The following is a 23,889-nucleotide window of genomic DNA, read 5'->3' on the forward strand; positions in this document are numbered from 1 at the left end:
CCCTGCGTCTTGCGAACCATTCTCAAATCGGATCGAATCAATCCGATTGCGCATGTGGTCCCGCCCGCGCGCCGAATCAAGGCATTTTTGCTTGGAACGAAGGCTTAGCTGAAACGGTTGATTACGGCCACGTCCCCGCCCAGCGAGCGGCGCAGCAGGGTGAGTTGCGCCACGGCGCTGGGTTCGGTCTGCAACTGATGCGGGGTCAGGCCGATGAAATGCTTGATCTCCCGAATGAAATGCGACTGGTCGTAGAAACGCCCGTCGTCGCACAGCGCCTGCCAGCTTTCATGATCCAGCGCGATTCGCGCGCTGCATCGAAGCGCCCGATATTTGCGCGCCAGCAGCTTGGGCGGGCAGCCATAATATTTGTTGGTGAGCCGGGCGAGCTGGCGCGGCGAGAGGCCGGTGATGTCGGCCAGCGTCTCGATCCGCGGGGAGCCTTCCCCCATCAGCCAGCCGTCCACCGCCTCCAGCAGCCGCCATGTCGCTTCCGGCAGCGGGACCAGCCTTTCCGACAGGAAGGACCAGCAAAGCGCCGCCATCCCCTCCGCATCGTCGGTGGCGCGGAGCTGGTCGAGCAAATCGCGGTAGCCGCCAAGATGCGCCATTTCCTGCACGCGATCCGTAAGCGTGCTGGCATCCCCCCCATGCAGGGCGATCCATCCTGCCGGCAGCAGCGAAATGCCGACCACCCGGCCCGGCCCCGTCAGTTCGAAGCGGGTCGCGCCCATGGTCGGACCCAAAAGGCAGACTTCGGGCGTCGGCAATATCGTTCCGTCGTGGAAATGATAATTGCCGCTATTGTCCAGCATGAAGCGAAGTTGCGGTACGTCAGCGCGTGTCACATCCGAATAATGTTCGGCCGTTTCGGTAAAGATATAAAGCGAACCGAAATAGGCGTTGAGTTGTTCGGGCGGCGCGAAATAGCGCAACCGCACCGGTCCCTGTGCCGCGTCGACGGTATAGGACAGCGGCGCATGACCATCTCTTGCCGTGATATTCGACGCCCCCCCGGGCGCCCCGCCTTTATGCGACCGCATATTTCACCCCAGCACGCAATATGCGCCATCGGGGTGAAGGTGCAAGGGCTATGCTTGACGGGATGCCACTTTCCGTCTTGTCCGGAGACGATGAACGGGGGTTCCCGTAAAAACGACCCGGCGGTTTTCACCGCCGGGTCAGGAAAAGGTCTCGTCAGCCATATGGCCTAGAGCCTTCGGGTCGCAGGACTCTCTTACGTCCGAATCGGGGAAATTTTATTGGATGGATCGGACATCGGCCGGACCAAAACGGGACGAATCCACGGAATCTTGTTAAGAAATGCCGTTCCTTCCTTACTGTTGCCGCGTTGCAACAGCGACTCGACGCCGGCCGTCCGCGCTGGCATAGCGCGGCCATGTCGTACCGCCTGATCCGCCCCCTGTTTTTCGCTCTGGACGCCGAGCGCGCCCATCATCTGTCCATCAAGATGCTGCGCCTGATGCCGGTGCCGCCTACGCTGGAACCCGATTCGATGCTGGCGCAGACCGTGGCGGGCATCGCCTTTCCCAATCCGGTGGGCCTGGCGGCGGGTTATGACAAGGAAGGACTGGTCGCGCACAAGATGCACGGGCTGGGCTTCGGCTTTGCCGAGTTGGGGACGCTGACCCCCCTGCCCCAGCAGGGCAATCCCCTGCCCCGGCTGTTCCGCCTGGCGGAGGATCGGGCGGTGATCAACCGCATGGGCTTCAACAATGGCGGCCAGGCGGCGGCGGCGGAACGGATCGCCAAGCGCAGGCGGCCGGGCGGCCCCGTCATCGGCATCAACATCGGCGCCAACAAGGATGCGGCCGACCGGATCGCTGACTATGCCACCGGCGTCACCTGCATGGCTCCGCTGGCCGATTATCTGACGGTCAATATCTCCTCCCCCAACACGCCGGGATTGCGCGCGCTTCAGGACCGGGCGGCGTTGGACCAGTTGCTGGGCGCGGTCATGGCGGCGCGGGGGGCGAATCGGACGCCGGTCTTCCTGAAGGTGGCCCCTGACCTGGAGCCCGCCGATGTGGAGGATATTGCCGCCGCCTGCATCGACCACAGGATCGACGCGCTGATCGTGTCCAACACCACCATTTCCCGGCCGTCGCTGCAGTCTCCGCTGGCGGGGGAGGCTGGCGGCCTGTCCGGCGCGCCGCTGCACGATCTGGCGCTGCAAAGGCTGCGCGACTTCCGCCGGGCGCTGGGCACGCGGCTGCCGCTGATCGGCGTGGGCGGGATCGCCACGGCGGACCAGGCCTATGCCCGCATCCGGGCGGGGGCCAGCCTGATCCAGCTCTACAGCGCGCTGGTCTATGAGGGGCCTTATCTCGCCCGGCGGATCAATGCCGGGATCAAGGCGCTGATGGCGCGCGACGGCGTGGGGAATATCAGCGAGATAGTGGGTATCGACGCCTGATCCGTCCTATGGGTTGCGAACCGCAACGCAGCGACTAGGGTGCCGGACATGACTTTTCGCCTTTCCGGCCTGCTGGCTGCCTTCACCCTTCATGCCCTTTCCCCCTCTCCGCTCGCCGCGCGGGAGCCGGTCGCGGTCAACGCCACCGTGTCCGCCGCCGATCCCCGGGCGGCGGAGGCGGGGCAGGAAATATTGCGCAAGGGCGGCAGCGCCACCGACGCCGCCATCGCCATGATGCTGACGCTGAACGTCGTGGAGCCGCATAATAGCGGCATCGGCGGCGGCGGCTTCCTGATGCATCATGATGGGCGGACCGGCGTGCTGGAATCGATCGACGGGCGGGAGACGGCTCCCGCGGCGGCGCGGCCCGACCGTTTCATGGGGGCGGACGGCCAGCCCCTCTCCTTCCGCGAAGCCTGGCCGGGCGGCTATTCCGTCGGCGTGCCCGGCAATGTCCGCCTTGCCTGGGACGCGCATCGCAAATGGGGCAAGCTGCCCTGGGCCGAGCTGTTCCAGCCCGCCATCCGCTTTGCCGAACAGGGATTCGAGGTGCGCCAGCGGCTCGACACGGCGATGAAAGCGGTTGCCCCGGTCTGGGCCGATTTTCCGGAAATCCAGAAATATTTCTGGATCGACGGCAAGCCGGCGCCGATGGGCACGATCCTCAAGAATCCGCCGCTTGCCGCGCTGTTCAAGCGGATCGCGGCGGAGGGACCGGATGCCTTCTATCGGGGCGACAATGCTCGGATGATGGCCGAAACCGTCACCAACGCGCCGAAAAACCCGGTGCCGATGACGGAGGCCGACCTCGCCGCCTATCGGGCGAAGCCGCGCAAGCCCGTCTGCGGCCCCTATCGCGCCTATACGGTCTGCGGCATGGGGCCCGCCTCGGCGGGCGGCATCACCGTCCTTCAGGTGCTGGGCATGGTGGAGCGATTCCCGCTGGCGCAATGGGGCAAGGACGATCCCCGGTCCTGGCATGTCATCGGGGAGGCGATGCGGCTCGCCTATGCCGACCGGGACACCTGGCTGGGCGACCCGGAATTCGTGTCCGTGCCCATCGCGGGGCTGATCGATCCCGGCTATCTGAAGCAGCGTTCGGCGCTGATCGGCATGGGCAGGGCGCTGAACGACTATCGCCCCGGCACGCCGCCGGGCGCGGAGAAGCGCACCGCCGCCCGGCCCCAGCCGGAATCGGGCACCAGCCATTTCGTCGCGGTGGACCGCAATGGCGATATTGCCGCCTGGACCTCCACCATAGAGAGCTTCTTCGGCAGCCAGCTCGTCGCCAATGGCGTGATCCTGAACAATGAACTGACCGATTTCAGCTTCACCCCCGAAAAGGACGGCGCGCCGGTCGCCAACCGGGTCGAGCCGGGCAAGCGGCCGCTGTCGTCCATGTCGCCCACCATCGTCTATGATGCGGCGGGAACCCCGGTCTTCACCATCGGCGCGGCGGGCGGCAGGACCATCATCATGCAGGTCGCCAAGGCGCTGATCGCGCATTTCGACTGGGGGATGTCGGCGCAGGATTCGATCGCCCTGGGATTCCTGTTCTTCGACCGGGACGGACTGGTCGTGGAACAGGGCACGTCGCTGGAGGGCATGAAGGCACCGTTGGAGAAGCTGGGGCACAAGGTATCGGTCAGCCGCTTCGGCCTGAAGGCCAATGCGGCGGAGCGGACGGCGGACGGCCATTGGGTCGGCGGCGCCGATCCGCGCAGCCCGGGCGTGTCGTTGCAGGAGTGACGCCCTTTCCGCGCACCCTGTTCGCGCGCAGGAGCACGGTGCTCCGGGCAGGCTACCCCTTCAAATCCAGGCCGGCGACGTTGAACTGGAAGGGGAAGACCTTGTCCTTCGGCCCGACCACCAGGTTCACCTTGATCGTCCGGCTGTCCTTGATCGCGTCATAGGCCCCGGCGGCGGGCAGGACTTCGATACCGTCCTTGTTCTCGGTCATCCGGCCCTTCCATTCTTGGGTCTTGCCGTCTTCCGTGACCGCCGTGACCTTGCAGTCCGACAGGTCGCAGGTGAAGGGCGCGCCGACCAGCTTGATCGTCACATCTGCCCCGCCCTCCTGCATGGGCTGGACCAGCAGCACGCCGAAGGTGTCGGCCGCGGTTATGGTCTGGACCGCATTGGCGCTGCCGATATAGGCGACCTTGGGCTTTCCGCCCTCGCCGCCCTCATATTTCCAGACCTGCCCGATCTGGTCGCGCTGCGTCGGTCCCTTGTCCTCGGAGGATGAGCAGGCCGCGATCAGCCCCAGGGCGGCAAGCACCGCTATCGATCGCATCGCGTTTCTCCTTCTGTCCGTTTCGATGTCGGAAGGAGAACGCATGGCCCCTGCGGGGTTTCCCTCCGCTCAGCTATAGCGGGCTGCGGTTTCCCGGATCAGCGCGATCATGTTGGGAATGCCCTGCGTCCGATTGGAGCTCAACTGGTTGCGCAGGTCGAACGGCGCCAGCGCGCCTTCGATGTCCGTGGCGGCGATGGCCGCAGGCGGCTGGTCCTGCACGGTCAGGAGGACGAGCGCGATGATCCCCTTGGTGATCGCCGCATTGCTGTCCGCCAGGAAGTGGAGCCGTCCCCCGCCGGCAGAACCGGCGTCGATCACGGTCGGATAGACCCAGACCGCCGCCGAGCAGCCCCGGACCAGCGTGGCGTCGGTCTTGAGCGCGTCGGGCATCGGCTCCAGCGCCTTGCCCAAATCGATCAGCAGGCGATAGCGGTCGTCGGCATCGAGAAATTCATATTCTTCGACCAGATCGGCAAGGACGGGCAATTGGGTCATGGCCGCCCATATAGGGGTAAAATCGGGCGGGGGAAGGCGGTTTCCGCTGCTGCTCCGTCCCCCTTGAGGCAGGTTGGAGGGACAGACGGAGCAAGCCGGTCGACCTGTCCGGCAAGGATGGAAGCGACTGCGCCGCCATCACGCCCGCCCCCTGCCCACGCCCCCTGCCCCCGCCCCCTCGCGGGAGGGGGAGCATCGGATTTTCAGAGGTCCACGCCCGCGGCGATCGCTTCCAGCTTGCGGATGCGTTCCTTGAGGTCGGCCACCTCGATCCGCGTCGCGGTGGAGGGTGGTGCTGCCTCGTCCGTTCCGCGGGCGAGTTCCGCGCGCTTCAGGTCCAGCCAGCCATTCCATCCCCGCAGGGCGGTGGCGGCGACGATGGCGAGTCCGGTCAGACCCGCGACCGCCAATGTCAAAGTGATGAGGGGGTCCTGCATATCGTCCTCCCTGTGATGGTGGGCCGCGTCAGTCGCGATCCCGGAGCTTGTCGAATTCGCGGTCCAACGCGGTGCTGCTGTCCGTGGCCAGCCGTTCCAGCACGGCGACCCGGTCCTTCAGCGCCTTCACCTCCGCACGGAGCCGTTCGGCTTCCGGATCGGGTCCGCGCTGGACCAGTTCCTCGCCCTTGTGGCGGCGGACGATGCCATATTTGGCGCGAACGACGCTGGCGATTGCCGCTATGGCGACGATGGCGACGACCATTTCGAACGGATTCATGACTTTTTTCCCTTGCTGAGCGTGGGGCCCTTCAGTTGGCGGGGCCGCGCAGGCGCTCGATTTCCCTGTTCAATGCGTGACTTTCATCGGTGACGATGCGCTCGACCACGGCCAGCCTGTCCTTCATCGATCCGAGTTCGGCACGAAGCTGGGCGTTTTCCTGGGTCAGCAGGCTGATCCGTTCCATCGCCTCATTGCCCGCCCTGGGATAGACGGCCTGGCCCCAGGCCCCATCCAACGGATAACCATGCTTGATCCGCAGCCAGGTGGTGAAGATCCATCCGCCCACACCGATCCCGGTACAGATCGCGATCAGCGGCGCGAGTTGCGCGAACATCGCGAATTGTTCCGACATGGCAAACCTCCCTCATTCCGCTCCCCATGGGCGCGGCCCATCAGATGTTGGATTTCTCAGACAAATTGGCCGGCTTTTCGACAGGCTCCCAAGCCCGTTCGATAAACGGCGTAGGCGATGCGATTCCGTCAGCGCAGGCTGTCGATCTCATCCGCCAGCCTGGTGTTGCGGCTGGTATAGTAGGTTTCGATGTCGGCCAGGCGCCGGTCGATGTCGCGGAACTTGGACCGCACGTCGCGGGTGGAGCGCGCCGGATTGGTGCGCACGCCCTGCCAGAATTTCTGGTCGTCGCGGTCGGCATAGAGGCCCAGCGGCTTGTTCTCGGCAAAATAGGCGACGACGAAATAGGCGATCAGCGTCCAGGGAAAGGCCCCCATCAGCGTCACCAGCACGGCGCCGACCCGGACCCACAGCACGTCGATCCCCGTATAGTCGGCAATGCCGGCGCAGACGCCCATCCATTTGCCGTTCTGCTTGTCGAGATAGAATTTGGTGCGACGGGCAGCCATCTCAATTCCTCCTGTCGGGATTTTGGCGTTCGGGATATGGGCGGTCGAACTCATAGCCATCGTCCTGCGACGGACGGGCGGGGCGGAAATCGGGGTTGTCGGCGGCGACGATCCGTTCGACCGTCTGCAGCCGCTCCTCCAGCCGCCGGGCGAGCAGGTGAAGCTCGTCCAGCAGCTTCTCGTCCTCATCGGTGATCTTGGGCGCCTGCTTCCACTTGGTGACATAGTGGAAGATCAGCCAGGGCATGCCGATGAACAGCATGCCGCAGATCATGATGGGCAGGAACACGTCCTCCATGCGTCACTCTCCCTTGTTCATGGACGCCTTGAGCGCGGCCAGTTCGGCATCGACCTTGTCGCTGGCCTTCAGCTCGGCAATCTCTTCCTCCAGCGTCTTGGGCTGGGCGCCAAGACCCATGGCGTCCGCGCGGCCTTCGGCCATGTCGACCCGCCGTTCCAGCATGTCGAAGCGGGCGAAGGCGTCGTTCACCTTCTCGCCGGCATAGGCTTCGCGGACGCGCAGGCGATTCTGGGCGCTTTCCATGCGGGTCACAAGGCTGTTCTGGCGGGCGCGCGCCTCGCGCAGCTTGGCCTGGAGCTTTGCGATGTCCTCTTCGGAGGCGCGCAGCGCTTCGTCCAGCACCCCGATCTCATGGGAAAGCTGCTCCGCCATGTCGGCTGCCTTCTGCTTTTCCACCAGCGCGGCCTTGGCAAGGTCTTCGCGGTCCTTGCTGAGCGCGAGCTGGGCCTTTTCCGTCCAGCTGTCCTGCAGGCCCTGAAGCTTGGCGATGTGGCGCCGCATTTCCTTCTGGTCGGCGATGGTGCGGGCAGCAGAGGCGCGCACCTCGACCAGCGTCTCCTCCATTTCGAGGATGATCATGCGGATCATCTTCGCCGGGTCTTCCGCCCGGTCGAGCAGGTCGGTGACATTGGCGGCGATGATGTCGCGGGTGCGGGAGAAAATACCCATTTGAACTTCACTCCTGGTACGAACTTGTTAGGCAGGCCTTACGCCAGATAGTGCAAGGCTGCGGGGCATTCCTTGTTCGCGAGCATCGGGATTTCGCTGGCGCGGGCCGGGCCGACCGCCGAAAGGATCAGGGTCGATCCGAACAGGACGGAGGCGATGGCGACGGACAGGAACTGGCCGATTTCGCGAACGCTGTTGCTTTGCTTTTCCATGATAAACTCCTGAACCTTGGCCTTCGTCGATGTGCCGCTTGATGCGTCAGCGGCTTCGCTTTCCAACTTTGCAGAAGCCGTGCCAATTTGCGGAAATGACGGAATTTCGCGGTTTTTTACGATTGTCCGAATATTGGGCTTGCCGAAAGATGGGAAATTTCACCATAAGTTGGGGATGGAGAAAAATACCCAGTTCGTCGGCCAGTCGCTGGCCTTTCTGGATGCGGTCGAGCAGGCCGGGCGGGCGGCAGAACTCAACCGGCCGGTCCTGGTCATCGGCGAACGCGGGACCGGCAAGGAACTGATCGCCGAGCGCCTTCACCACCTCTCGCCGCGCTGGGACGAACCGCTGATCGTCATGAACTGCGCGGCCCTGCCCGAAACGCTGATCGAGGCGGAACTGTTCGGCCATGAACAGGGCGCGTTTACGGGCGCGGCGCGGGCGCGGGCGGGGCGGTTCGAGGAAGCCGATGGCGGCACGCTGTTTCTGGACGAGCTGGGCACGCTGTCCATGGCGGCGCAGGAGCGGCTGCTGCGGGTCATCGAATATGGCGAGGTGACGCGGATCGGGGCGTCGAAGCCCATGACCGTCGACGTGCGGATCGTCGCGGCGACCAATGAGGATTTGCCCGCCGCCGCCGATGCCGGGCGGTTCCGGCCCGACCTGCTGGACCGGCTGAGCTTCGAGGTGATCACCTTGCCGCCGCTGCGGGCGCGGGAGGGGGATGTCGCGGTGCTGGCCGATCATTTCGGGCGGCGCATGGCGGCGGAGATCGGCTGGCCGCAATGGCCGGGCTTTTCCGCCGCCTGCATGGCCGAGCTGGAGGCGCATGACTGGCCCGGCAATGTGCGCGAGCTGCGCAATGTGGTGGAACGGGCCGTCTATCGCTGGAATGAGCCCGGGCGGCCGGTCGCGGCGATCGTGTTCGATCCCTTCGCCTCGCCGTGGAAGCCCAAGGCGTTGATGCCGGCAAGGGTGGAGGCGGAGGCGGGTCCGTCAGCCGTCCAGATAGCGAACGGCCATGACGCGATCACCGACCTCAAATCCGCCGTCGATGCGCATGAGGCCGCCATCGTGCGGGCGGCGCTGGAGCGCTACCGCTACAACCAGCGCGCGACGGCGAAGGGATTGGGGCTGACCTATGACCAGCTTCGCCATTGCATGAAGAAACATGGGTTGAGCGCGGGGTAGCCACCTCCCGCAAGCGGGACGGGCTGGAGGTGGGGGTGGGCATGCCGCGCCAGCGGCAATTTGCAACTGAGGACAGAAGCTCGCTCCGCTCGCGCCCACCCCTAACCCCTCCCGTCTACGGGAGGGGGACTATTGTCCTCTTAACGCGTCGGCACGGGCTCCGCGCCCGAATAATCGTAAAAGCCCTTGCCGGTCTTCCGCCCGAGCCAGCCCGCCTCGACATATTTCACCAGCAGCGGCGCGGGGCGATATTTGGGATCGCCGGTCGTGTTCTGCAGCACCTTGCAGATTTCCAGGCAGGTATCGAGGCCGATGAAATCCGCCAGCGTCAGCGGACCCATGGGATGGTTGAGGCCCAGCATCGCGCCCTTGTCGATGTCGACCACGCTGCCCACGCCCTCGCCCAGCGCGAACACCGCCTCGTTGAGCATCGGCAGCAGGATGCGGTTCACCACGAAGCCCGGCGCGTCGAAGGCATGGACGACCTGCTTGCCCAGGCTGGCGGCGAATGCTTCCACCGCGCTCACCGTCTCCGCGCTGGTGGCGAGGCCGCGAATGACCTCGACCAGCGCCATGACCGGCACCGGGTTGAAGAAATGCACGCCCACGAAGCGCCCCGCATCGGGCGCCGCCTGCGCCAGCCGGGTGATCGGGATGGAGGAGGTGTTGGAGGCGAGGATCGCATCGCCGGCCAGCAGGGCGCCGACATTGGCGAAGATCGAACGCTTGATCTCTTCCCGCTCGGTCGCGGCTTCGATCACCAACTGGCAGGCGGCCAGCGGCGCGACTTCGCCCACCGGCGTGATCCGGGCGATGGCTGCGTCGGCGTCGGCCTGCGCCAGCTTGCCCTTTTCCACAGCCTTTGCGAGTTGACGGATGATGCCGTCGCGGCCCTTCTGCGCGCGGGGCAGATCGATGTCGGACAGGATCACCTCATAGCCCGCCTGCGCCGCCACCTGCGCGATGCCCGCGCCCATCTGGCCCGCGCCGATCACGCCCACGGTCCGAATATCCGTCATTGCCGAAACCCTCCTGCACTGAATCCTGTTCGCCGTCCCCGTAGCGCCATGGCAGGCGGGCCGCCAGAGCTTCCGCACGGGCGAAAGCGGACGGAAAGCCCCGGACGGTCGGCGGAGCGCTGATCTTTCTGTGATTTCCCGCTTTGCGCCGCGCCTGCTTGATGGTTAAAAGCCCCGGCATGTCCGTTTCAGACCTGCTGCCCGCGCCGGCGACCGGAAGGTTCATTGCCGCCGTGCATCACTTCCCGCTGCGCGTCTATTTCGAGGACACCGATCTGTCCGGCCTCGTCTATCACGCCAATTATCTACGCTATATGGAGCGGGCGCGGTCGGACATGCTGCGCATCGCGGGGATCGACCAGCGCGGCAATCTGGAGGGGGGAGAGGGCGTCTATGCCGTCACCGACCTTCAGCTCCATTACCGCCGCCCCGCCCGGCTGGACGATGACCTGATGGTCGTGAGCCGCGTCACCAAAGTCGGCGCCGCTTCATGTTCCATTCATCAGACGGTCATGCGCGATGGGGAAATACTGACGCAAGGCGATGTTTCCGTCGCCTTCCTGACGCCCCAGGGCCGCCCGCGCCGGCAACCCAAGCCCTGGACCGACATTTTCAGCCGTTTGATGAGAGGGGAAGACATCAACCCATGAGCCTTTCGATGCCCGACGTTGGCCTTGCGGTCGGCAATGCCGCGCAAGCCGCCACCATTTCGCCGCTGGCCCTGTTCCTTCAGGCCGACATCGTCGTGAAGGTGGTGATGCTGGGCCTGCTGCTGGCCAGCATCTGGACCTGGGCGATGATCATCGGCTTCAGCTTCACCCTGCGCAAGGCGAGCCGGCAGAGCCGGGCGTTCGAGCAGGATTTCTGGAAGGCGGAGGATATAGACCGCTTCTATGAAGCCCGCGGCAAGGCGGAATTCCCCGCCGCCAGGGTGATGGCTGCGGGCGTCACCGAATGGCGACGCTCCACCGCGCAGAAGGTGATCGACCGGGAGGGCACCCGCGACCGGCTGTCGACCGCCATGTCCAGCACCATCGCGGCGGAGGTCGACCGGCTGTCGGACCGGCTGAACATCCTGGCCACCATCGGGTCGGTCGCGCCCTTCGTCGGGCTGTTCGGCACGGTATGGGGCATCATGCGGGCCTTCACCAGCATCGCGGCGGAGCAGAACAGCAGCCTGGCGGTCGTGGCGCCGGGCATTGCGGAGGCGCTGTTCGCCACCGCCATCGGCCTGTTCGCGGCGATCCCGGCGGTGATCGCCTACAACCGCTTCAGCCATGGCATCAACCGGATGGAATCGGGGCTGACGCGCTTTGCCGACGGCTTCTATTCGACGCTGAGCCGCGAGCTGGAGGCGCAGCGGTGACGGGTGAAAGAGGAGCGCGCTGATGGCCATGTCCGGACCTCCCTCCGGCCGGCGCGGCCGTCACCGCGCGCCGATGGCGGACATCAACGTCACGCCGCTGGTCGACGTCATGCTGGTGCTGCTGATCATCTTCATGGTGACGGCGCCGCTGCTGGTCACGGGCGTGCCGGTGAACCTGCCCGAAACCCGCGCCAAGGGGCTGGACCAGGACCAGAAGCCGACCGTGGTGTCGATCGACCGCGACGGCGGCGTCTTCATCGACGACGCGCAGATCAGCGACGCCGAACTGCCCGGCCGCCTGGCCGAGATCATGTCCGCCAATGCCGGCAAGGCCGAACCGCCGCAGATATTCCTGCGCGCCGACAAGGGATTGGACTATGGCCGGGTAATGCTGGTCATGGGCGAGCTGAACCGGGCGGGACTCAACAAGGTCGCGCTGGTCAGCACCGGTTCCGAAGGCGGTTCCGCTGTCAGCAGCGGTTCAGAATAGGGGCCATAGGTCGTGGCGATGGATCGCGCGGAGAAAATCGGCCTTGGCGTGGCGACGGCGGGACATGTCCTGCTGTTCGGCCTGCTGTCGTCCGGCTTTCTGGCCACTCCCAACCCCCTGAAGCTCAATTCGCCGCCGATGGACGTCAGCCTGGTGGATGAGGTGGCGCTGAAGTCGACGGCGCCGCAGGTTTCGACGCAGCCGCCCCCGCCCAGCGTCGCGCCGGAGCAAGGGCCGACCGAGGATGCCGCGCCTGCGCCGGAACCCGAACCGGCGCCGCAGCCCGAACCGACCCCGGCGCCGCCGGCTCCCCGGCCCGCGCCGCCCAAGCCGGTGGCAAAGCCAGCGCCGCCCAAGCCCGCGCCCGCTCCGCCGAAGAAGGATATGCCCGCCGCCAAGCCGAAGCCCAAGCCGGCGGCGGAAAAACCCGCCCCCGCCAAGTCCAAGCCTGCGCCGGAAAAACCCAAGCCAGCCGCCGCCGCGCCCGCCAAGGCGTCGCAGAAGCCCGCCGCCAGGCCCAGGTCCGACGCGCCTGCCCGCGCTTCGGGACAGGGCAAGGCGGACAAGCCCAAGGGATCGCTGCTGGGCAAGGATTTCCTGAAGGGCATCGACACCGAGGATGACGCGCCGCGCAAGCCCGCGCCGGCGCCCGCCGCCGCCATGGGCCCCGCGCAGAAGGCCGCGCTGGACGCGGAAATCCGCCGCCAGCTCAAGCCCTATTGGAAATCCCCGAGCGGCGCGGACATCGAACAGCTTCGCACCTTCGTCGACGTGCAGCTTGCCCGCGACGGTTCGCTCGCGGGGCAGCCGCAGGTCGTCAACACCACCGGCATCACCGCCAGCAACCGCACGCAGGTGACGCTGCATCAGGAACTGGCGGTGAAGGCGATCCGCCTGGCCGCGCCGTTCAAGCTGCCGCCCGCTCTTTATGATGGCTGGAAATCCCTCCGCATCTCCTTCGACAAGAGGCTATCGCAATGACCCGACCCTTCAGGACAGGAAAGGCCCGAGCCATGTTCGGCGCCACGCTGGGGGCGCTGCTGCTGGCGTTCGCGCCCGCCGCTTCCGCGCAGCTCAGCGTCGATGTGACGGACGAATCCTCCTCCAACCTCAAGATCGTCGTCCCCGCGCTGCCGGCGCAGGCGGAAGTCTCCACGCCCGCAGGCGGTTCCACCGAACTGGGCCGCAAGATCGCCGAGGTGATCGCCGCCGACCTCAAGGGGTCGGGCCTGTTCGATCCCTCCGGCCCCGGCGGCATCCCGACCATCGCCTTTCCCGAAGTCACCAATCCCGCCTACGATAAATGGGGCGCCTATCAGGCGCTGGTGCAGGGCTTCGTCCGCACCACCGGGGGCGAGGCGGACATCACCGTCGGCTGCTATCTCTACGACGTGGCGCTGAAGCAGGAACTGACGCGGCAGGGCTATGTCGTCGCGCCCCGCGACTGGCGGCGGGCCGCGCATAAATGCGCCGACGCCATCTATGCGCGCCTGTCGGGGGAAAGCCCCTTCTTCGACAGCCGCATCGCCTATATCGCGGAAAGCGGTCCCAAGGGGAACCGCACCAAGCGCCTCGCCATCATGGATTCGGACGGCGCGAACCACCGTTTCATCACCAATGGCCAGTCGATCGCGCTGACGCCGCGCTTTTCGCCCGACTACAAGTCGATCGTCTATGTGAGCTACCTGAACAACCGGGTCCGCATCTATGTCTATGACATCGGCACGGGACGGCAGCGGCTGGTGACGGAAAGCAACAATCCGACCTTCGCGCCGCGCTGGTCGCCCGACGGCCGCAACATCCTCTTTTCCATGGCGATCGCCGGCAATACGGACATCTATCGCGTTTCGGCCAGCGGCGGCGCGCCCGTGCGCCTGACCACGGCGCCGGGCATCGATGTCGGCGGCAGCTATTCGCCCGACGGCCGCCAGATCGTCTTCGAAAGCGACCGCTCCGGCAGCCAGCAGATCTATGTCATGAACGCCGACGGTTCGGGCCAGCGCCGGATCAGCCATGGCGGCGGCCGCTATGCGACGCCCGAATGGAGCCCCCGCGGCGACCTGATCGCCTTCACCAAGATTTCGGGCGACTTCAAGATCGCGGTCATGACGCCGACCGGCGACAATGAGCGCATCCTGACCAATGGCTGGCAGGATGAGCAGCCGAGCTGGTCGCCCAATGGCCGCGTGCTGCAATATTTCCGCACCACGCCGGGCCGGGAGGGCAGCAGCCAGGTTTGGCAGGTCGACCTGACCGGCGTGAACGAACGGCGCATACCGACGCCGCTCAGCGGTTCGGACCCGGCCTGGGGGCCCTTGCTGCCCTGATATGCGCGGCCATCCCACTCAGGGCGGACTGCCCACGCTCCTGATCTGCATTATATCGGAACCGAATCGTCCCGACTGCGTAACGACTTTCAGACCATGTTGAGGAGCAACCCGATGAAACTATCCCGTCCCCTGCTGATGGCGACCGCCGTCATAGCCCTTGCCGCCTGCTCCAAGAAGCCGCCGCAGGAACTGCCGCCTGCCCCCGGCGGCGACGGTTCGGCCCAGACCGGCGGACCGGCGACGCCTTCGGGCCCGGTCAAGGGCAGCCAGGAGGATTTCGTGGCTTCCGTCTCGTCGGACCGCATCCTGTTCGACACCGACCAATATGATGTCGACGCGCAGGATCAGCAGATACTGCAGAGCCAGGCCGCCTGGCTGCAACAGAACCCCAATGTCCGCGTGACCATAGAGGGTCATGCCGACGAGCGCGGCACCCGCGACTATAATATCGCCTTGGGCGAGCGCCGCGCCAATGCGGCGAAGAACTATCTCGCGTCGCTGGGCATCGACGCCGGCCGCATCACCACCGTCAGCTATGGCAAGGAACGCCCCGCCGCCCTGGGTTCGGACGAAGCGGCCTGGGCGCAGAACCGCCGCGCGGTGACGGTCACCGTCCAATATTGATCCCGTGAAGCATTGGAGTCTCAACAGCTCCATGACCCGCCGGTCCCCAGGATCGGCGGGTGTTCTTTTCCCCGTCTGAATGGCAGCCAGTTCCCGCGCAGGAGCATGTTGCGCCCTGATCTGGTCAAACCAGCTTACGACCAGCCACCGCCGAGAGCGAGGAAGATGGCGATCTGGTCCTGCACCAACTGCACCCGCGCCGCCGCCGCCGAAGCCTCCGCATTGGCGAGCGAGCGCTGCGCGTCCAGCAGGGACAGGAAATCGCCGCGCCCGAAGCGGAACAGCTTGCCCGCCTGCGCCGCCGAAACGCCTGCGCTGTCCCGCGCCCGGTCGAGCGCGGCCGTCTGCTCGGCATGGCGGCGGTAGCTTTCCAGCGCCGTTTCCGTCTGCCGCAAAGCCTCCAGCACAGTTCCGTCGAAACGGGCGAGATCGGCCTGTACCTGTGCATCGGCCTGCGCGATCCGCGCCCTGACGACAGGCCGGTTGGGGAAGCTCCAGCTCAGCAGCGGGCCCAGGCTCATGCCGAAGCTGGTGCCCGAACCGAAGCTTTTAAGCGGTCCGGCGAGCCCCAGCGATCCGCCGATGCTGACCTGCGGATAGAGGTCCGCGGTCGCCACCCCGACGCGGGCGGTGTCGGCGGCGATGCTGCGTTCCGCCTGCCGGATGTCGGGCCGCCGCCGGATCAGCGCCACGCCGTCGCCCACGGGCATGGGTGCGTTCAGCGCCGGCAGCGCCGCGCAGCCCTCCACTTCCTTGGGATAATCCGCGGGCGATCGCCCCAACAGCGTCGCCAGCAGATAAAGTCCGCTCTGCCGCTGTGCATCGAAGGCGGGAAGGCTCGCCTCGCTGGCGTCGACCGCCGCCTGCGCCCGGCTGACGTCGAAGGCGGTGCCGCGGCCGCCCCTGAACAGCCGCTGGGTGGCGTTGAGCGTCTCCCGCTGAAGCGCGACGACGCGCCGGTTGACGGTCAGCGAATAATTGGCGGCGCAGACCTGCGCATAGGCCCTGGCCGTGGCGGCCGCCACGCTGACCCGTACATAGTCGCGCGCCGCCACGACCGTTTCCAGGTCGGCGGTGCTCGCCTCTATCGCGCGCCTGATCCGGCCGTTGAGGTCGAGCGGATAGGAGGCGGCAAGGCCCAGATCATAGCCGACCACCCCCGGCAGGCTCTCCGCCGTGCCGGAGGGCCGGGCAAGCGTCCCGCCGCCGCTGACCGTGGTGCCGACGGTGCGCCCGGCCTCCGCCTCGCGCAGCACCGCCTCCGCCGCGGTCAGGTTCGCATCCGCCACGCGCAGGTCGGTGTTGGCGGCGAGCGCCTGTTCGACCAGCGCATCCAGCCGGGGATCATTATAGAGCCGCCACCAATGATCGGGCAGTTCGGCATTGCTGAAGCTGGGGTCCTGCGCCGACAGGAAAGCGCCCTGCGCGGCGGGGGCGGTTGCGGCGGACTTTTCCGGCGGGCGATAGTCAGGGCCCGCGGTGGCGCAGGCGGCCAGCGCCAAGGCCAGAAAGGGCGTCCATATCTTCGCCCCACATCCGCTCCCTTCGGGTGAAGGCTGTCGGCTTCCCAAGAAAGAAAAGGGCTTCGACAAGCTCAGCCCGAACGGCGAGAAGGTGTCGGGAGCCGCGACATTATGCATGGCGGCACACCCCCGGCTTCGAGTCCTTCCGCGCCGGTTCGATCGTCACCGTGGCCGTGCGCCCGGCGATCAGCTTCACCTCCGGCGGTACCCGCGTCAGCTTCACCCGTACCGGGATGCGCTGGGCCAGGCGGACCCAGGAGAAGGTCGGCTCGACGGTCGGCAGCAGATTGCCCGAATCCGAACGGCTGCTGTCGTTGATGCCGTAGGCGATGCTGTCGACCCGCCCGTAGAGGTCCTGCGCCTCGCCCATCAGCCGCACCGTCACCGGCGCGCCGATGCAGACCAGCGGCAGCTTGGTTTCCTCGAAATAGCCTTCGATGCGCAGGCTGTCGCGGTCGACCAGCGCCATGGCCTGCTGCCCCGCCGCGACGAAATCGCCCGGATGCAGGTCGAGGTTCGTGACCACGCCGTTGACCGAGGCGACCACCCGCGTTCGCTTGAGATTGAGGGCGGCGGCATCGCGCGCGCTCATCGCTTCGGCCAGCGCAGCCTCCGCCGTCGCGACGCGCGCGACATTCTGTTCATGCGCCTCCTTCGCCACCAGTTCGCCCAGCGCGACGTCGCGGGTCGCCTCCCGCCGCGCCTGACCGAGTGTGGCCCGGGCGCTGGCGATCTGCGCCTCCGCCTGCTCCAGCGCCAGCGCATAGCGCGGCCGGTCGATCACGAACAGCAGGTCGCCCGCCCTGACCGCCTGGTTGTCATGCACGGCGACGGAGGTCACGAGCCCGCCAATGTCCGGCGTCACCCGCACCACATCGGCGCGCACCCGCCCGTCGCGGGTCCAGGGACTGCGCTCATAATGGTTCCACATCCATATCGCCACCAGCACGGCCGCGATGACGATGACGATGGTGGCGGCGCTCCTGATCAGGGCAGGGGGGATCAGCGTGGCGGCAAAACGGTTCATAGGCGGATTCCAAGGGTGGGAACGAGGAGGGCGAGCGCGCCCAGCACCAGCACGAAGATGCTGAGGTCGACCGCCGCGCGATAGGCGAGGAAACGATAGAGCCCGAAAGCGCCGATCAGCCGGGTGACGCCCCAGCTCAGGATGAGCGCCACCAGCGCGAGCAACAACAGGGTCGGCACATAGACGCCGCCCAGGGCGATTTCTCCGGTCATGCGGCCACTCTCCGATAGCCTTCGCTTTCAGGGAACAGGTTGCGGCGCAGGCTGACCAGCGCGAGTATGGCCTCCCGCCGGATCACCGCGCTGGGATTGCGCGACAGGTCGCTGATCGCATGGTCGATGTCGGTGAGCAGGGCGGGCTTCGCGGGCGCGGGCGCATCCGGGTCCAGCCCGCGATAATGCGCGCTGACGCCCGTCAGCACATCGGCCAGCGGCGCCGCTTCATCGGCGGGCAGGTCGAGCCGCAATTGCCGCAATTCGCCAATGGCGACGCCGGTCCGCAGGTCGCGCAGCGCGTCGTAGAGCGGCCGCCCGCTGTCGGACCGCACCGCCGCCAGACGCGGCGCCAACAGGGCGATGCGGTCCAGCATCCGGTTGATCCAGCCGCGCAGATCGGGCGGCGTCATCAGTGTGGCGCGGTTGGCGATGTCGTTCCAGCCCGCGCGCACCGTGCGCCGGATCGCCCGCTCCACACCGGCCGACTGCAACAGCCCGGCCATGATGATCGCGAACCAGATGCCCACCAGCTGCGCCACGGTACCGTTGGCGTAGCTGGCAAAGGCGCTGACATAGCGATCCGACAGCAGCACCGGGCTGCCCAGCCCCAGCAGCGTCGGCAGGGCGATGCCCATCCAGCGGGGCGACGCCATCATCGTGCCGAGCAGCAACAGCATCGGCGCATAGGCAGCCGCCAGCATGGCGAAGCCGTCGAGGCGGGGCATGATCGCATAGCCATAGACCGCGCCGAGCAGCGAAGCGGCGATGGTGCCGATCATGAAGCCCTTGAGCGGCGCCAGCGGATTGTCCGACGCCGCGAACAGGGAAAGGAACACGCCCGCCAGCATCACCGCGCTGCCGCCGTCCTTCCAGCCGCTGCCGATCCACAATGCGCAGCCCAGCGCCACGGTGACGAAGGCGCCGAAGGCCCCGCGCGCCGCCCCGGCATAATCCCTGTGCAGTTCGCGGTTGCGCCGCCCCTCCAGCAACTCACCGACGCGGGGGCTGACGGCTTCCCGCCTGTGCGTCACCATCTGGTCGTAAAGGTCGCGGCAGTCACGATGCGCCGCGATCAGGGCGGCCAGCCGGGCGAACAGGCTGAGGCGCATCATGTCCGCCCACCCCATCTCCGCCCGCGCCGCAGGCTCCAGAGCGGCGCAGCGGGCGATCAGGGCATCCGCCGCCGCGGTGCGAAGGATGATGTCGTCGCCGGGGTTGACGATCCAGGCGCGGACATCCGCGATAAGTTCTTCGACCTCCCGCGGCACCTTTCCGCCGCTCGCCGCCTTCAGCATGGCCAGCCGGTCCTCCACGGCCGCGCCCAGGGGCAGCAGCAGCGAAAGCTGGTCCTGCATCGCGCGCACCGTGCGCACGCGAGGCGCGAGGCGGCTGATGTCGAAGGGCAGATGCACCGACATCTGGTGCAGTTCGGTGATGTCCTGCGCCAGACGGCGACGTTCCTGCGCCAGCCCCTCCACCGGCTCCAACGCGATGGCGTCATGCGACCAGCGCTCCGCATCGCGCAGCATCGCCTCCACCCGCGCCAGCAGCAGGTTGGTGATGGAGCCGGGGAAGACGACGCCGTGGACCAGGCTGCCGCACATGATGCCGATGGTGATTTCCTGCACGCGCAGCGTCGCCACGGTGAAGATGGTCTGCGGCGTGTCGACGTCGGGGAAGACGATGAGGCAGGCGCTATAGCCCGCCAGCACGAACATATAGGATCGCGGCGTGCGGTCGAGCAGGGAGACGAAGACGCACAGGGCCAGCCAAAGCGCCATGGCGAGCGACAGCAGTTCCGGCGCATTGACCAGCGGCGGCACGATGGCGACGGAGAAGATCGCGCCGGTCAGCGTGCCGATGACGCGGAACACCGCCTTGGAAATCACCGCCCCGGCCAGCGGCTGGGCGACGATATAGCTGGTCAGGAACGCCCAATAGGGCCGCTCCAGCCCGATGCTGAGCGCGACATAGAGCGCCAGCATCGCCGCCGCGAAGCATTTCAGGGAAAAGAGCGCGGCAGGCCAGCCGATGCGCTCTCCAAGGGCGTTCATATCAGCGCTCGCATGTCGGGCCATTCATGGCGGGCGGTCCCGTTACGACTGACCCCGCCGCTCGGCCATGCGCCGCTCCAGCAGGTTCAGCAGGTTGACGATGATCTCGATCGCGGCGTCGGGCACGCCGTCGAGCAATTCGCGCCGAAGATTCTCCAGCCTGGCCTCTATCCGGCCCACCAGCTCCTGCCCCTCCGGCGTGAAGGCGACTCGATTCGACCGCCGATCATCGGGATTGGGTACGCGCTCCACAAGCCCCGCCGCCTGCAACTGGTCCAGGGTCCGGACCAGCGAAGGCTGGGCGATGCCCAGTTCCTCCGCCAGATCCGCCTGCCGGACGTCGGGGCCCAGCCGGTCGAGATAGATGAGGCACCAGCCCGCGCTGTTCGACACACCGAACTCCGCCAGCGCCAGATCGGCCAGTTGCCGCCACTGGCGCGCCACCTGCGGCATTTTATGCGCGAGGGCGCGCTTCAACTCCGATCGGGACATTTTTCTTAGATAGCTAACTAATGTCCTACGTCAAGGGATTTTCGTTTCTCTCCATCGCGGGATGGGAGCAGAAGCAGCCTTGGGCGGGGTGGAGTTAAAACGGGCCACGACCTGCCGCGCCCGCAAGCGCGCCCACGTTGCGCACAGGGGAAGTTTTTGGCGCGGCACGAAAAAGGGCCGGAAACTCGCGTTTCCAGCCCTTTTTCCGCCCTGCTGAAACCCTCAGGCCCGGCGCGTCCCCGAAAAGCCCGCCGTGCCGAACGCGCCAAGCTGCATCGTCCCGGCGATGGCGTCGCCATTCACCTCCGCCTCGCATTCCAGCGTCATCGGCATGGGCAGCGTCATGTTCATCTTCCAGCGCAGCTTGTTGCCGTCCACCTTGCCCTCGGCCACGTCGAGCGAACCCATCATGCCCGCGAAGGTGCCATGAAAGCCATCGCCCGAGCTGATGACCGTCAGCACGCCATTCTGGTCGCCCATCGGCGTTTTCGCGACGCAGTCATAGGCGCCATCCACTGCTGCCATAGCACTTCTCCTTTACGTAACCGTCAATCGGCCAATGTGCCCATTTCCACCGGAAGGCCGACGACGTCAAGCTGCGGTTTCACCAGTTTCGCGTCGCCCACGACCACCCAGATCAGCCGGTCGGGATTGATTGCATCCCGCGCCGCCTTGTCGAGATCGGCAGCCGTCATCGCGCGGTACACGCCCGGTAGCGTCTCATAATAATCGTCCGGCCGCCCGAGCATCCGGTTGCGCATCATCGCGCCGAGCAGGTCGGACGAGGTTTCGAAACTGCCGGGCAGCGACAGGATCTGGCTGTTGATCGTCTGGTTGCGTTCCGCCTCCGTCGTGCCCTTGGCGGTCAGGAAGTCGCTGATGTCCTTCCGCGCGGCGACGATGGACTCCCCGGTCTTGTCGGTCTGGACCGGGGCATAGACCAGCAGCGGGATCGTCTCCTTGACGCCGGGCAGCGCGCTGCCCGCATAATAGGCCCAGCCCTTGGTCTCTCGCAGGTCCATGATCAGGCGGGAGGTCGAGCTGCCGCCCAGCACCTCATTGGCGGTCAGCAGCGTCACCGGATTGTCCGTGCCCGCCTTGTTGGTGAGCAGCCCGGCGAGGATCATCGACTGCGGGCTTTGCGGCTTGTCGACCAGGATGATGCGCGAAGGGCGCATCATGCGGTCCATGCGGAACAGCTTGGCGCCCTTGGCCGCCTTGGGCGCCTTCCAGTCCCCGAAGCGCTTTTCCAGCAGCGGCATCACGTCGGCCAGCGTCGTGTCGCCGGTGACGAAGATCGTCGCATTGTCGGGCCGCATCCATTTGTCGTGGAAGGCGACGAGATCGGCCCGCGTCACCGCCTTGACGCCGCTTTCCGTGCCCGATCCGGTGAAGGGAATGCCATAGGGATGCGCCTGCCCATAGAGAAGCGGCGGCAGCAGGCGTTGCGCGATCGGCATGGGTTCGGTCTTTTCCGCCGCGATCCGGGTCAGCACCTGGCCGCGCAGGCGTTCGACCTCCGCCGGCGCGAAGGCCGGGTTGCGGATCACGTCCGCCAGCAGGCCCAGCGAGGCGTCCAGATTGGGCTTGAGCGCATAGAGGCCGACATTGGTCGCGTCCATGCCATTGCCCGCGCTGATCGAGGCGCCCAGCCGTTCCTGCTCCTCCGCGATCTGCACGGAGCTGCGCGTCGTCGTGCCTTCGTCCAGCAGCGCGGTGGTCAGGCCCGCCGTGCCCAGCTTCGCCTTGTCGTCGGCCGCATTGCCCGCATCGAAGGACACCGACACCCGCACCACCGGCACCGTTGCTCGGCGCGCGAAGACGATGGGAATGCCGTTCTTGAGCGTCGCATGCTCGACCGCCGGGAATTCCAGGTCCTTGACCGGCTCGATCCCCGGCTCAGCGATTTTTGTGGGCGGCGGCGGGGTCGCCGCGACCGGCGCGGGCTTCTTGGGATCGCGGAAATAGGCCGGATGATGGGTCGCGTTGCCCGCCAGCGCATTGTCCTCGGCCGACCGCTCGCCCGGGGCCACGGTCAGGCGGAACACCGGGCGGGACAACCATTTGCGCGCCGCCTCGCTCACCGATTGGGGCGTCGCGGCGGCGGCGGCGGCCAGATCCTTCTTATATTTGGCCGGATCGCCCGAATAGACGGCGCCCTCGGCCAGCGTCACCGCCTTGCCGCTGAAGCCGCCGACCTTCTCCAGCCCGCCGATGGTGCCCGAAAGCTGCTGCGTCGCGGCGCGCTGCACCTCGTCCGCCGTCGGCCCCTTGGCGAGATAGTCGGCCAGAAGCTGGTCGAGCCGCTTGCCCACCGCCGCCGGGTCCTGTCCCGGCTTCACGTCCACGGTGATCTCCGCGATGGAGAGCTTCTCGAAGGGCTGGATGCTGGCCTTCACGCCCACGGCGATCTTCTCGTCCCGCACGAGGATATTGTCGAGCCGCGAGGATTTGAGGCCGCCGAACACAGCCATCGCCAGGTTGAGCGGCGTCAGATCGTCCGAATTCACCCCCGGCACGATCCAGTTGCGATAGAGCCGGGTGGCGGCGACATTGTCGTGCATCAACTTCTCGACGTCCCTGTCGAGCGTCGGGACGGCCGCATCCACATCCTTGGGCGCGGGACCGGCGGGGATATTGCCGAACCACTTCTCGACCTTGGCCTTCGCCGTCGGCACGTCGATGTCGCCCGCCAGCACCAGCACGGCGTTGTTCGGACCATAATGGGTCTTGAACCATGTCTGCACATCGGCAAGGCTGGCGGCGTTCAGGTCCGCCATCGAACCGATGGTGGAGTGGCGGTAGGGATGCCCCTCCGGCAGCATGGCGGCGAGCTGCGCATATTCGACCAGCCCATAGGGCTCATTCTCGCCCATGCGCTTTTCATTCTGCACGACGCCGCGCTGGGTATCGAGCTTGGTCTGGGTGACGGCGCCCAGCAGATGGCCCATGCGGTCGGATTCCAGGAACAGCGCCCGGTCCAGCGCGCCGGTCGGCACCGTCTCGAAATAATTGGTGCGGTCGAACCAGGTCGTGCCGTTCCAGTCGGTGGCGCCGATGTCCTCCAGCCGCCCGAAGAAAGGTCCGTCGGCATTTTCGGAACCGTAGAACATCAGATGTTCGAACAGATGGGCGAAGCCGGTCTTGCCCGCCGGTTCGAAGCGCGAGCCGACATGATACCAGATGGACACGCCCACGACCGGCGCCTTGCGGTCGGTGTGGACGATGACGCGCAGCCCGTTCTTCAGCGTGAACTGCTCATAGGGAATGTTCACCGCCGCGACCAGGCTGGAAAGCGGCGCGGGCGCGCTCGCCGCCTGGGACGCCGGAGCAGCCGCCGCCTGCATCATGGGCACGAACGCGAGCGAGGACAGGCCGAGCATCAGGGCCATCCGGCGGGAAATGGGGGAGAAGGTCATCGGCGCCTCATGATGGTCAGTGGATTGGCGGGCAGCATAGCGGGGCGTTTTAGCTGTGCAATACGCATGTGGGAGAGGCGCCTCATCCTCCGGCAAGGGCGAGAGGCCGCTGGACAGACGAAACCAGCGCGCTAGGTTTCCCTT

At 66.6% G+C, this 23,889-nt stretch carries 27 protein-coding genes; 9 read left to right on the forward strand and 18 right to left on the reverse strand.

The genetic code is table 11. From position 1 onward, the window contains the following. Positions 1-104: 104 nt before the first annotated feature. A complete protein-coding gene (locus tag EWH10_RS04650) occupies positions 105-935 on the reverse strand; it encodes a helix-turn-helix domain-containing protein (RefSeq protein WP_044662826.1) in 831 nt (276 codons plus the stop codon). A gap of 464 nt (positions 936-1,399) precedes the next feature. On the opposite strand from EWH10_RS04650, the gene EWH10_RS04655 reads away from it, so the two are divergent. Next, on the forward strand, positions 1,400-2,437 hold the full coding sequence (locus EWH10_RS04655; protein ID WP_044662827.1) for a quinone-dependent dihydroorotate dehydrogenase: 1,038 nt from the start codon (positions 1,400-1,402) through the stop codon (positions 2,435-2,437). A gap of 48 nt (positions 2,438-2,485) precedes the next feature. Continuing rightward, complete coding sequence (ggt, locus tag EWH10_RS04660) at positions 2,486-4,186, forward strand: gamma-glutamyltransferase (RefSeq protein ID WP_044660414.1); 1,701 nt, start codon at positions 2,486-2,488, stop codon at positions 4,184-4,186. Between the two features lie 52 nt (positions 4,187-4,238). Here the strand turns inward: ggt and EWH10_RS04665 are convergent, their stop codons facing one another. The 9 genes from EWH10_RS04665 to EWH10_RS21650 form a co-directional block, all read right to left on the reverse strand. Further along, positions 4,239-4,733 carry a hypothetical protein gene (locus EWH10_RS04665; RefSeq protein WP_044660415.1) on the reverse strand — a complete coding sequence of 165 codons (495 nt, stop codon included), beginning with the start codon at positions 4,731-4,733 and terminating at the stop codon, positions 4,239-4,241. A gap of 69 nt (positions 4,734-4,802) precedes the next feature. Beyond that, positions 4,803-5,231: a SufE family protein gene (locus tag EWH10_RS04670; protein ID WP_025549788.1), complete on the reverse strand. Its 429-nt coding sequence runs from the start codon at positions 5,229-5,231 to the stop codon at positions 4,803-4,805. Positions 5,232-5,434: 203 nt separating this feature from the next. Further along, complete coding sequence (locus EWH10_RS04675; protein ID WP_025549789.1) at positions 5,435-5,668, reverse strand: hypothetical protein; 234 nt, start codon at positions 5,666-5,668, stop codon at positions 5,435-5,437. A gap of 28 nt (positions 5,669-5,696) precedes the next feature. Beyond that, positions 5,697-5,948, reverse strand: coding sequence for a hypothetical protein (locus tag EWH10_RS04680; protein ID WP_025549790.1), 252 nt, complete (start codon positions 5,946-5,948; stop codon positions 5,697-5,699). A 31-nt stretch (positions 5,949-5,979) separates the two neighbouring features. After that, positions 5,980-6,303, reverse strand: a complete 324-nt coding sequence (locus tag EWH10_RS04685) for a hypothetical protein (protein WP_044660416.1) — start codon at positions 6,301-6,303, stop codon at positions 5,980-5,982. 128 nt (positions 6,304-6,431) lie between these two features. Further along, positions 6,432-6,812, reverse strand: a complete 381-nt coding sequence (gene pspC, locus EWH10_RS04690) for an envelope stress response membrane protein PspC (protein ID WP_025549791.1) — start codon at positions 6,810-6,812, stop codon at positions 6,432-6,434. Position 6,813: 1 nt separating this feature from the next. Continuing rightward, positions 6,814-7,110, reverse strand: a complete 297-nt coding sequence (pspB, locus tag EWH10_RS04695) for an envelope stress response membrane protein PspB (protein ID WP_025549792.1) — start codon at positions 7,108-7,110, stop codon at positions 6,814-6,816. A gap of 3 nt (positions 7,111-7,113) precedes the next feature. Beyond that, complete coding sequence (pspA, locus tag EWH10_RS04700; protein ID WP_025549793.1) at positions 7,114-7,782, reverse strand: phage shock protein PspA; 669 nt, start codon at positions 7,780-7,782, stop codon at positions 7,114-7,116. Between the two features lie 38 nt (positions 7,783-7,820). Then, the gene (locus EWH10_RS21650) at positions 7,821-7,994 is read right to left on the reverse strand and encodes a hypothetical protein (RefSeq protein ID WP_165363315.1); all 174 of its coding nucleotides are present in this window, start codon (positions 7,992-7,994) and stop codon (positions 7,821-7,823) included. A gap of 175 nt (positions 7,995-8,169) precedes the next feature. On the opposite strand from EWH10_RS21650, the gene pspF reads away from it, so the two are divergent. Next, complete coding sequence (gene pspF, locus EWH10_RS04705; protein WP_025549794.1) at positions 8,170-9,186, forward strand: phage shock protein operon transcriptional activator; 1,017 nt, start codon at positions 8,170-8,172, stop codon at positions 9,184-9,186. Positions 9,187-9,326: 140 nt separating this feature from the next. Here the strand turns inward: pspF and EWH10_RS04710 are convergent, their stop codons facing one another. After that, on the reverse strand, positions 9,327-10,205 hold the full coding sequence (locus EWH10_RS04710; protein ID WP_044660418.1) for a 3-hydroxybutyryl-CoA dehydrogenase: 879 nt from the start codon (positions 10,203-10,205) through the stop codon (positions 9,327-9,329). A gap of 179 nt (positions 10,206-10,384) precedes the next feature. Here EWH10_RS04710 and EWH10_RS04715 point away from each other — a divergent pair, with 179 nt between their 5' ends. The 6 genes from EWH10_RS04715 to pal all read left to right on the forward strand — a co-directional run bounded on the left by EWH10_RS04715 (position 10,385) and on the right by pal (position 15,015). Beyond that, on the forward strand, positions 10,385-10,855 hold the full coding sequence (locus EWH10_RS04715) for a YbgC/FadM family acyl-CoA thioesterase (protein WP_044660419.1): 471 nt from the start codon (positions 10,385-10,387) through the stop codon (positions 10,853-10,855). Beyond that, positions 10,852-11,571, forward strand: a complete 720-nt coding sequence (gene tolQ / locus EWH10_RS04720) for a protein TolQ (protein WP_044660420.1) — start codon at positions 10,852-10,854, stop codon at positions 11,569-11,571. Before EWH10_RS04715 ends, tolQ begins: the two co-directional genes overlap by 4 nt. A gap of 22 nt (positions 11,572-11,593) precedes the next feature. Then, positions 11,594-12,061 carry a protein TolR gene (tolR, locus tag EWH10_RS04725; RefSeq protein WP_025549797.1) on the forward strand — a complete coding sequence of 156 codons (468 nt, stop codon included), beginning with the start codon at positions 11,594-11,596 and terminating at the stop codon, positions 12,059-12,061. Between the two features lie 18 nt (positions 12,062-12,079). Beyond that, complete coding sequence (locus tag EWH10_RS04730) at positions 12,080-13,042, forward strand: cell envelope integrity/translocation protein TolA (RefSeq protein ID WP_044660421.1); 963 nt, start codon at positions 12,080-12,082, stop codon at positions 13,040-13,042. A 32-nt stretch (positions 13,043-13,074) separates the two neighbouring features. After that, positions 13,075-14,388, forward strand: coding sequence for a Tol-Pal system beta propeller repeat protein TolB (tolB, locus tag EWH10_RS04735; protein WP_044660422.1), 1,314 nt, complete (start codon positions 13,075-13,077; stop codon positions 14,386-14,388). A 114-nt stretch (positions 14,389-14,502) separates the two neighbouring features. Further along, positions 14,503-15,015: a peptidoglycan-associated lipoprotein Pal gene (pal, locus tag EWH10_RS04740; protein WP_044660423.1), complete on the forward strand. Its 513-nt coding sequence runs from the start codon at positions 14,503-14,505 to the stop codon at positions 15,013-15,015. A 134-nt stretch (positions 15,016-15,149) separates the two neighbouring features. Here pal and EWH10_RS04745 read toward each other — a convergent pair whose 3' ends face one another. The 7 genes from EWH10_RS04745 to EWH10_RS04775 form a co-directional block, all read right to left on the reverse strand. Beyond that, positions 15,150-16,523 carry an efflux transporter outer membrane subunit gene (locus EWH10_RS04745; RefSeq protein ID WP_044662828.1) on the reverse strand — a complete coding sequence of 458 codons (1,374 nt, stop codon included), beginning with the start codon at positions 16,521-16,523 and terminating at the stop codon, positions 15,150-15,152. Positions 16,524-16,647: 124 nt separating this feature from the next. Further along, on the reverse strand, positions 16,648-17,565 hold the full coding sequence (locus EWH10_RS04750; RefSeq protein WP_044660424.1) for an efflux RND transporter periplasmic adaptor subunit: 918 nt from the start codon (positions 17,563-17,565) through the stop codon (positions 16,648-16,650). Beyond that, positions 17,562-17,777, reverse strand: coding sequence for a DUF1656 domain-containing protein (locus EWH10_RS04755; RefSeq protein WP_025549801.1), 216 nt, complete (start codon positions 17,775-17,777; stop codon positions 17,562-17,564). Before EWH10_RS04755 ends, EWH10_RS04750 begins: the two co-directional genes overlap by 4 nt. Next, on the reverse strand, positions 17,774-19,834 hold the full coding sequence (locus EWH10_RS04760; protein WP_083199212.1) for an FUSC family protein: 2,061 nt from the start codon (positions 19,832-19,834) through the stop codon (positions 17,774-17,776). Before EWH10_RS04760 ends, EWH10_RS04755 begins: the two co-directional genes overlap by 4 nt. A gap of 42 nt (positions 19,835-19,876) precedes the next feature. After that, the gene (locus tag EWH10_RS04765; protein WP_025549803.1) at positions 19,877-20,326 is read right to left on the reverse strand and encodes a MarR family winged helix-turn-helix transcriptional regulator; all 450 of its coding nucleotides are present in this window, start codon (positions 20,324-20,326) and stop codon (positions 19,877-19,879) included. Positions 20,327-20,548: 222 nt separating this feature from the next. Further along, a complete protein-coding gene (locus tag EWH10_RS04770; protein ID WP_044660426.1) occupies positions 20,549-20,851 on the reverse strand; it encodes a hypothetical protein in 303 nt (100 codons plus the stop codon). 23 nt (positions 20,852-20,874) lie between these two features. Beyond that, positions 20,875-23,745: a M16 family metallopeptidase gene (locus EWH10_RS04775; protein WP_044660427.1), complete on the reverse strand. Its 2,871-nt coding sequence runs from the start codon at positions 23,743-23,745 to the stop codon at positions 20,875-20,877. Positions 23,746-23,889: the final 144 nt, after the last annotated feature.

Source organism: Sphingobium fuliginis (genome assembly GCF_004152845.1).
Taxonomy (GTDB): Bacteria; Pseudomonadota; Alphaproteobacteria; order Sphingomonadales; family Sphingomonadaceae; genus Sphingobium; species Sphingobium fuliginis.

Bases quoted from the DNA above. Each gene is read 5' to 3' on its own strand.
- EWH10_RS04655 (WP_044662827.1), top strand. From the start codon at position 1,400: ATGTCGTACCGCCTGATCCGCCCCCTGTTTTTCGCTCTGGACGCCGAG.
- ggt (WP_044660414.1), top strand. From the start codon at position 2,486: ATGACTTTTCGCCTTTCCGGCCTGCTGGCTGCCTTCACCCTTCATGCC.
- EWH10_RS04665 (WP_044660415.1), bottom strand. From the start codon at position 4,733: ATGCGATCGATAGCGGTGCTTGCCGCCCTGGGGCTGATCGCGGCCTGC.
- EWH10_RS04670 (WP_025549788.1), bottom strand. From the start codon at position 5,231: ATGACCCAATTGCCCGTCCTTGCCGATCTGGTCGAAGAATATGAATTT.
- EWH10_RS04675 (WP_025549789.1), bottom strand. From the start codon at position 5,668: ATGCAGGACCCCCTCATCACTTTGACATTGGCGGTCGCGGGTCTGACC.
- EWH10_RS04680 (WP_025549790.1), bottom strand. From the start codon at position 5,948: ATGAATCCGTTCGAAATGGTCGTCGCCATCGTCGCCATAGCGGCAATC.
- EWH10_RS04685 (WP_044660416.1), bottom strand. From the start codon at position 6,303: ATGTCGGAACAATTCGCGATGTTCGCGCAACTCGCGCCGCTGATCGCG.
- pspC (WP_025549791.1), bottom strand. From the start codon at position 6,812: ATGGCTGCCCGTCGCACCAAATTCTATCTCGACAAGCAGAACGGCAAA.
- pspB (WP_025549792.1), bottom strand. From the start codon at position 7,110: ATGGAGGACGTGTTCCTGCCCATCATGATCTGCGGCATGCTGTTCATC.
- pspA (WP_025549793.1), bottom strand. From the start codon at position 7,782: ATGGGTATTTTCTCCCGCACCCGCGACATCATCGCCGCCAATGTCACC.
- EWH10_RS21650 (WP_165363315.1), bottom strand. From the start codon at position 7,994: ATGGAAAAGCAAAGCAACAGCGTTCGCGAAATCGGCCAGTTCCTGTCC.
- pspF (WP_025549794.1), top strand. From the start codon at position 8,170: ATGGAGAAAAATACCCAGTTCGTCGGCCAGTCGCTGGCCTTTCTGGAT.
- EWH10_RS04710 (WP_044660418.1), bottom strand. From the start codon at position 10,205: ATGACGGATATTCGGACCGTGGGCGTGATCGGCGCGGGCCAGATGGGC.
- EWH10_RS04715 (WP_044660419.1), top strand. From the start codon at position 10,385: ATGTCCGTTTCAGACCTGCTGCCCGCGCCGGCGACCGGAAGGTTCATT.
- tolQ (WP_044660420.1), top strand. From the start codon at position 10,852: ATGAGCCTTTCGATGCCCGACGTTGGCCTTGCGGTCGGCAATGCCGCG.
- tolR (WP_025549797.1), top strand. From the start codon at position 11,594: ATGGCCATGTCCGGACCTCCCTCCGGCCGGCGCGGCCGTCACCGCGCG.
- EWH10_RS04730 (WP_044660421.1), top strand. From the start codon at position 12,080: ATGGATCGCGCGGAGAAAATCGGCCTTGGCGTGGCGACGGCGGGACAT.
- tolB (WP_044660422.1), top strand. From the start codon at position 13,075: ATGTTCGGCGCCACGCTGGGGGCGCTGCTGCTGGCGTTCGCGCCCGCC.
- pal (WP_044660423.1), top strand. From the start codon at position 14,503: ATGAAACTATCCCGTCCCCTGCTGATGGCGACCGCCGTCATAGCCCTT.
- EWH10_RS04750 (WP_044660424.1), bottom strand. From the start codon at position 17,565: ATGAACCGTTTTGCCGCCACGCTGATCCCCCCTGCCCTGATCAGGAGC.
- EWH10_RS04755 (WP_025549801.1), bottom strand. From the start codon at position 17,777: ATGACCGGAGAAATCGCCCTGGGCGGCGTCTATGTGCCGACCCTGTTG.
- EWH10_RS04760 (WP_083199212.1), bottom strand. From the start codon at position 19,834: ATGAACGCCCTTGGAGAGCGCATCGGCTGGCCTGCCGCGCTCTTTTCC.
- EWH10_RS04765 (WP_025549803.1), bottom strand. From the start codon at position 20,326: ATGTCCCGATCGGAGTTGAAGCGCGCCCTCGCGCATAAAATGCCGCAG.
- EWH10_RS04770 (WP_044660426.1), bottom strand. From the start codon at position 20,851: ATGGCAGCAGTGGATGGCGCCTATGACTGCGTCGCGAAAACGCCGATG.
- EWH10_RS04775 (WP_044660427.1), bottom strand. From the start codon at position 23,745: ATGACCTTCTCCCCCATTTCCCGCCGGATGGCCCTGATGCTCGGCCTG.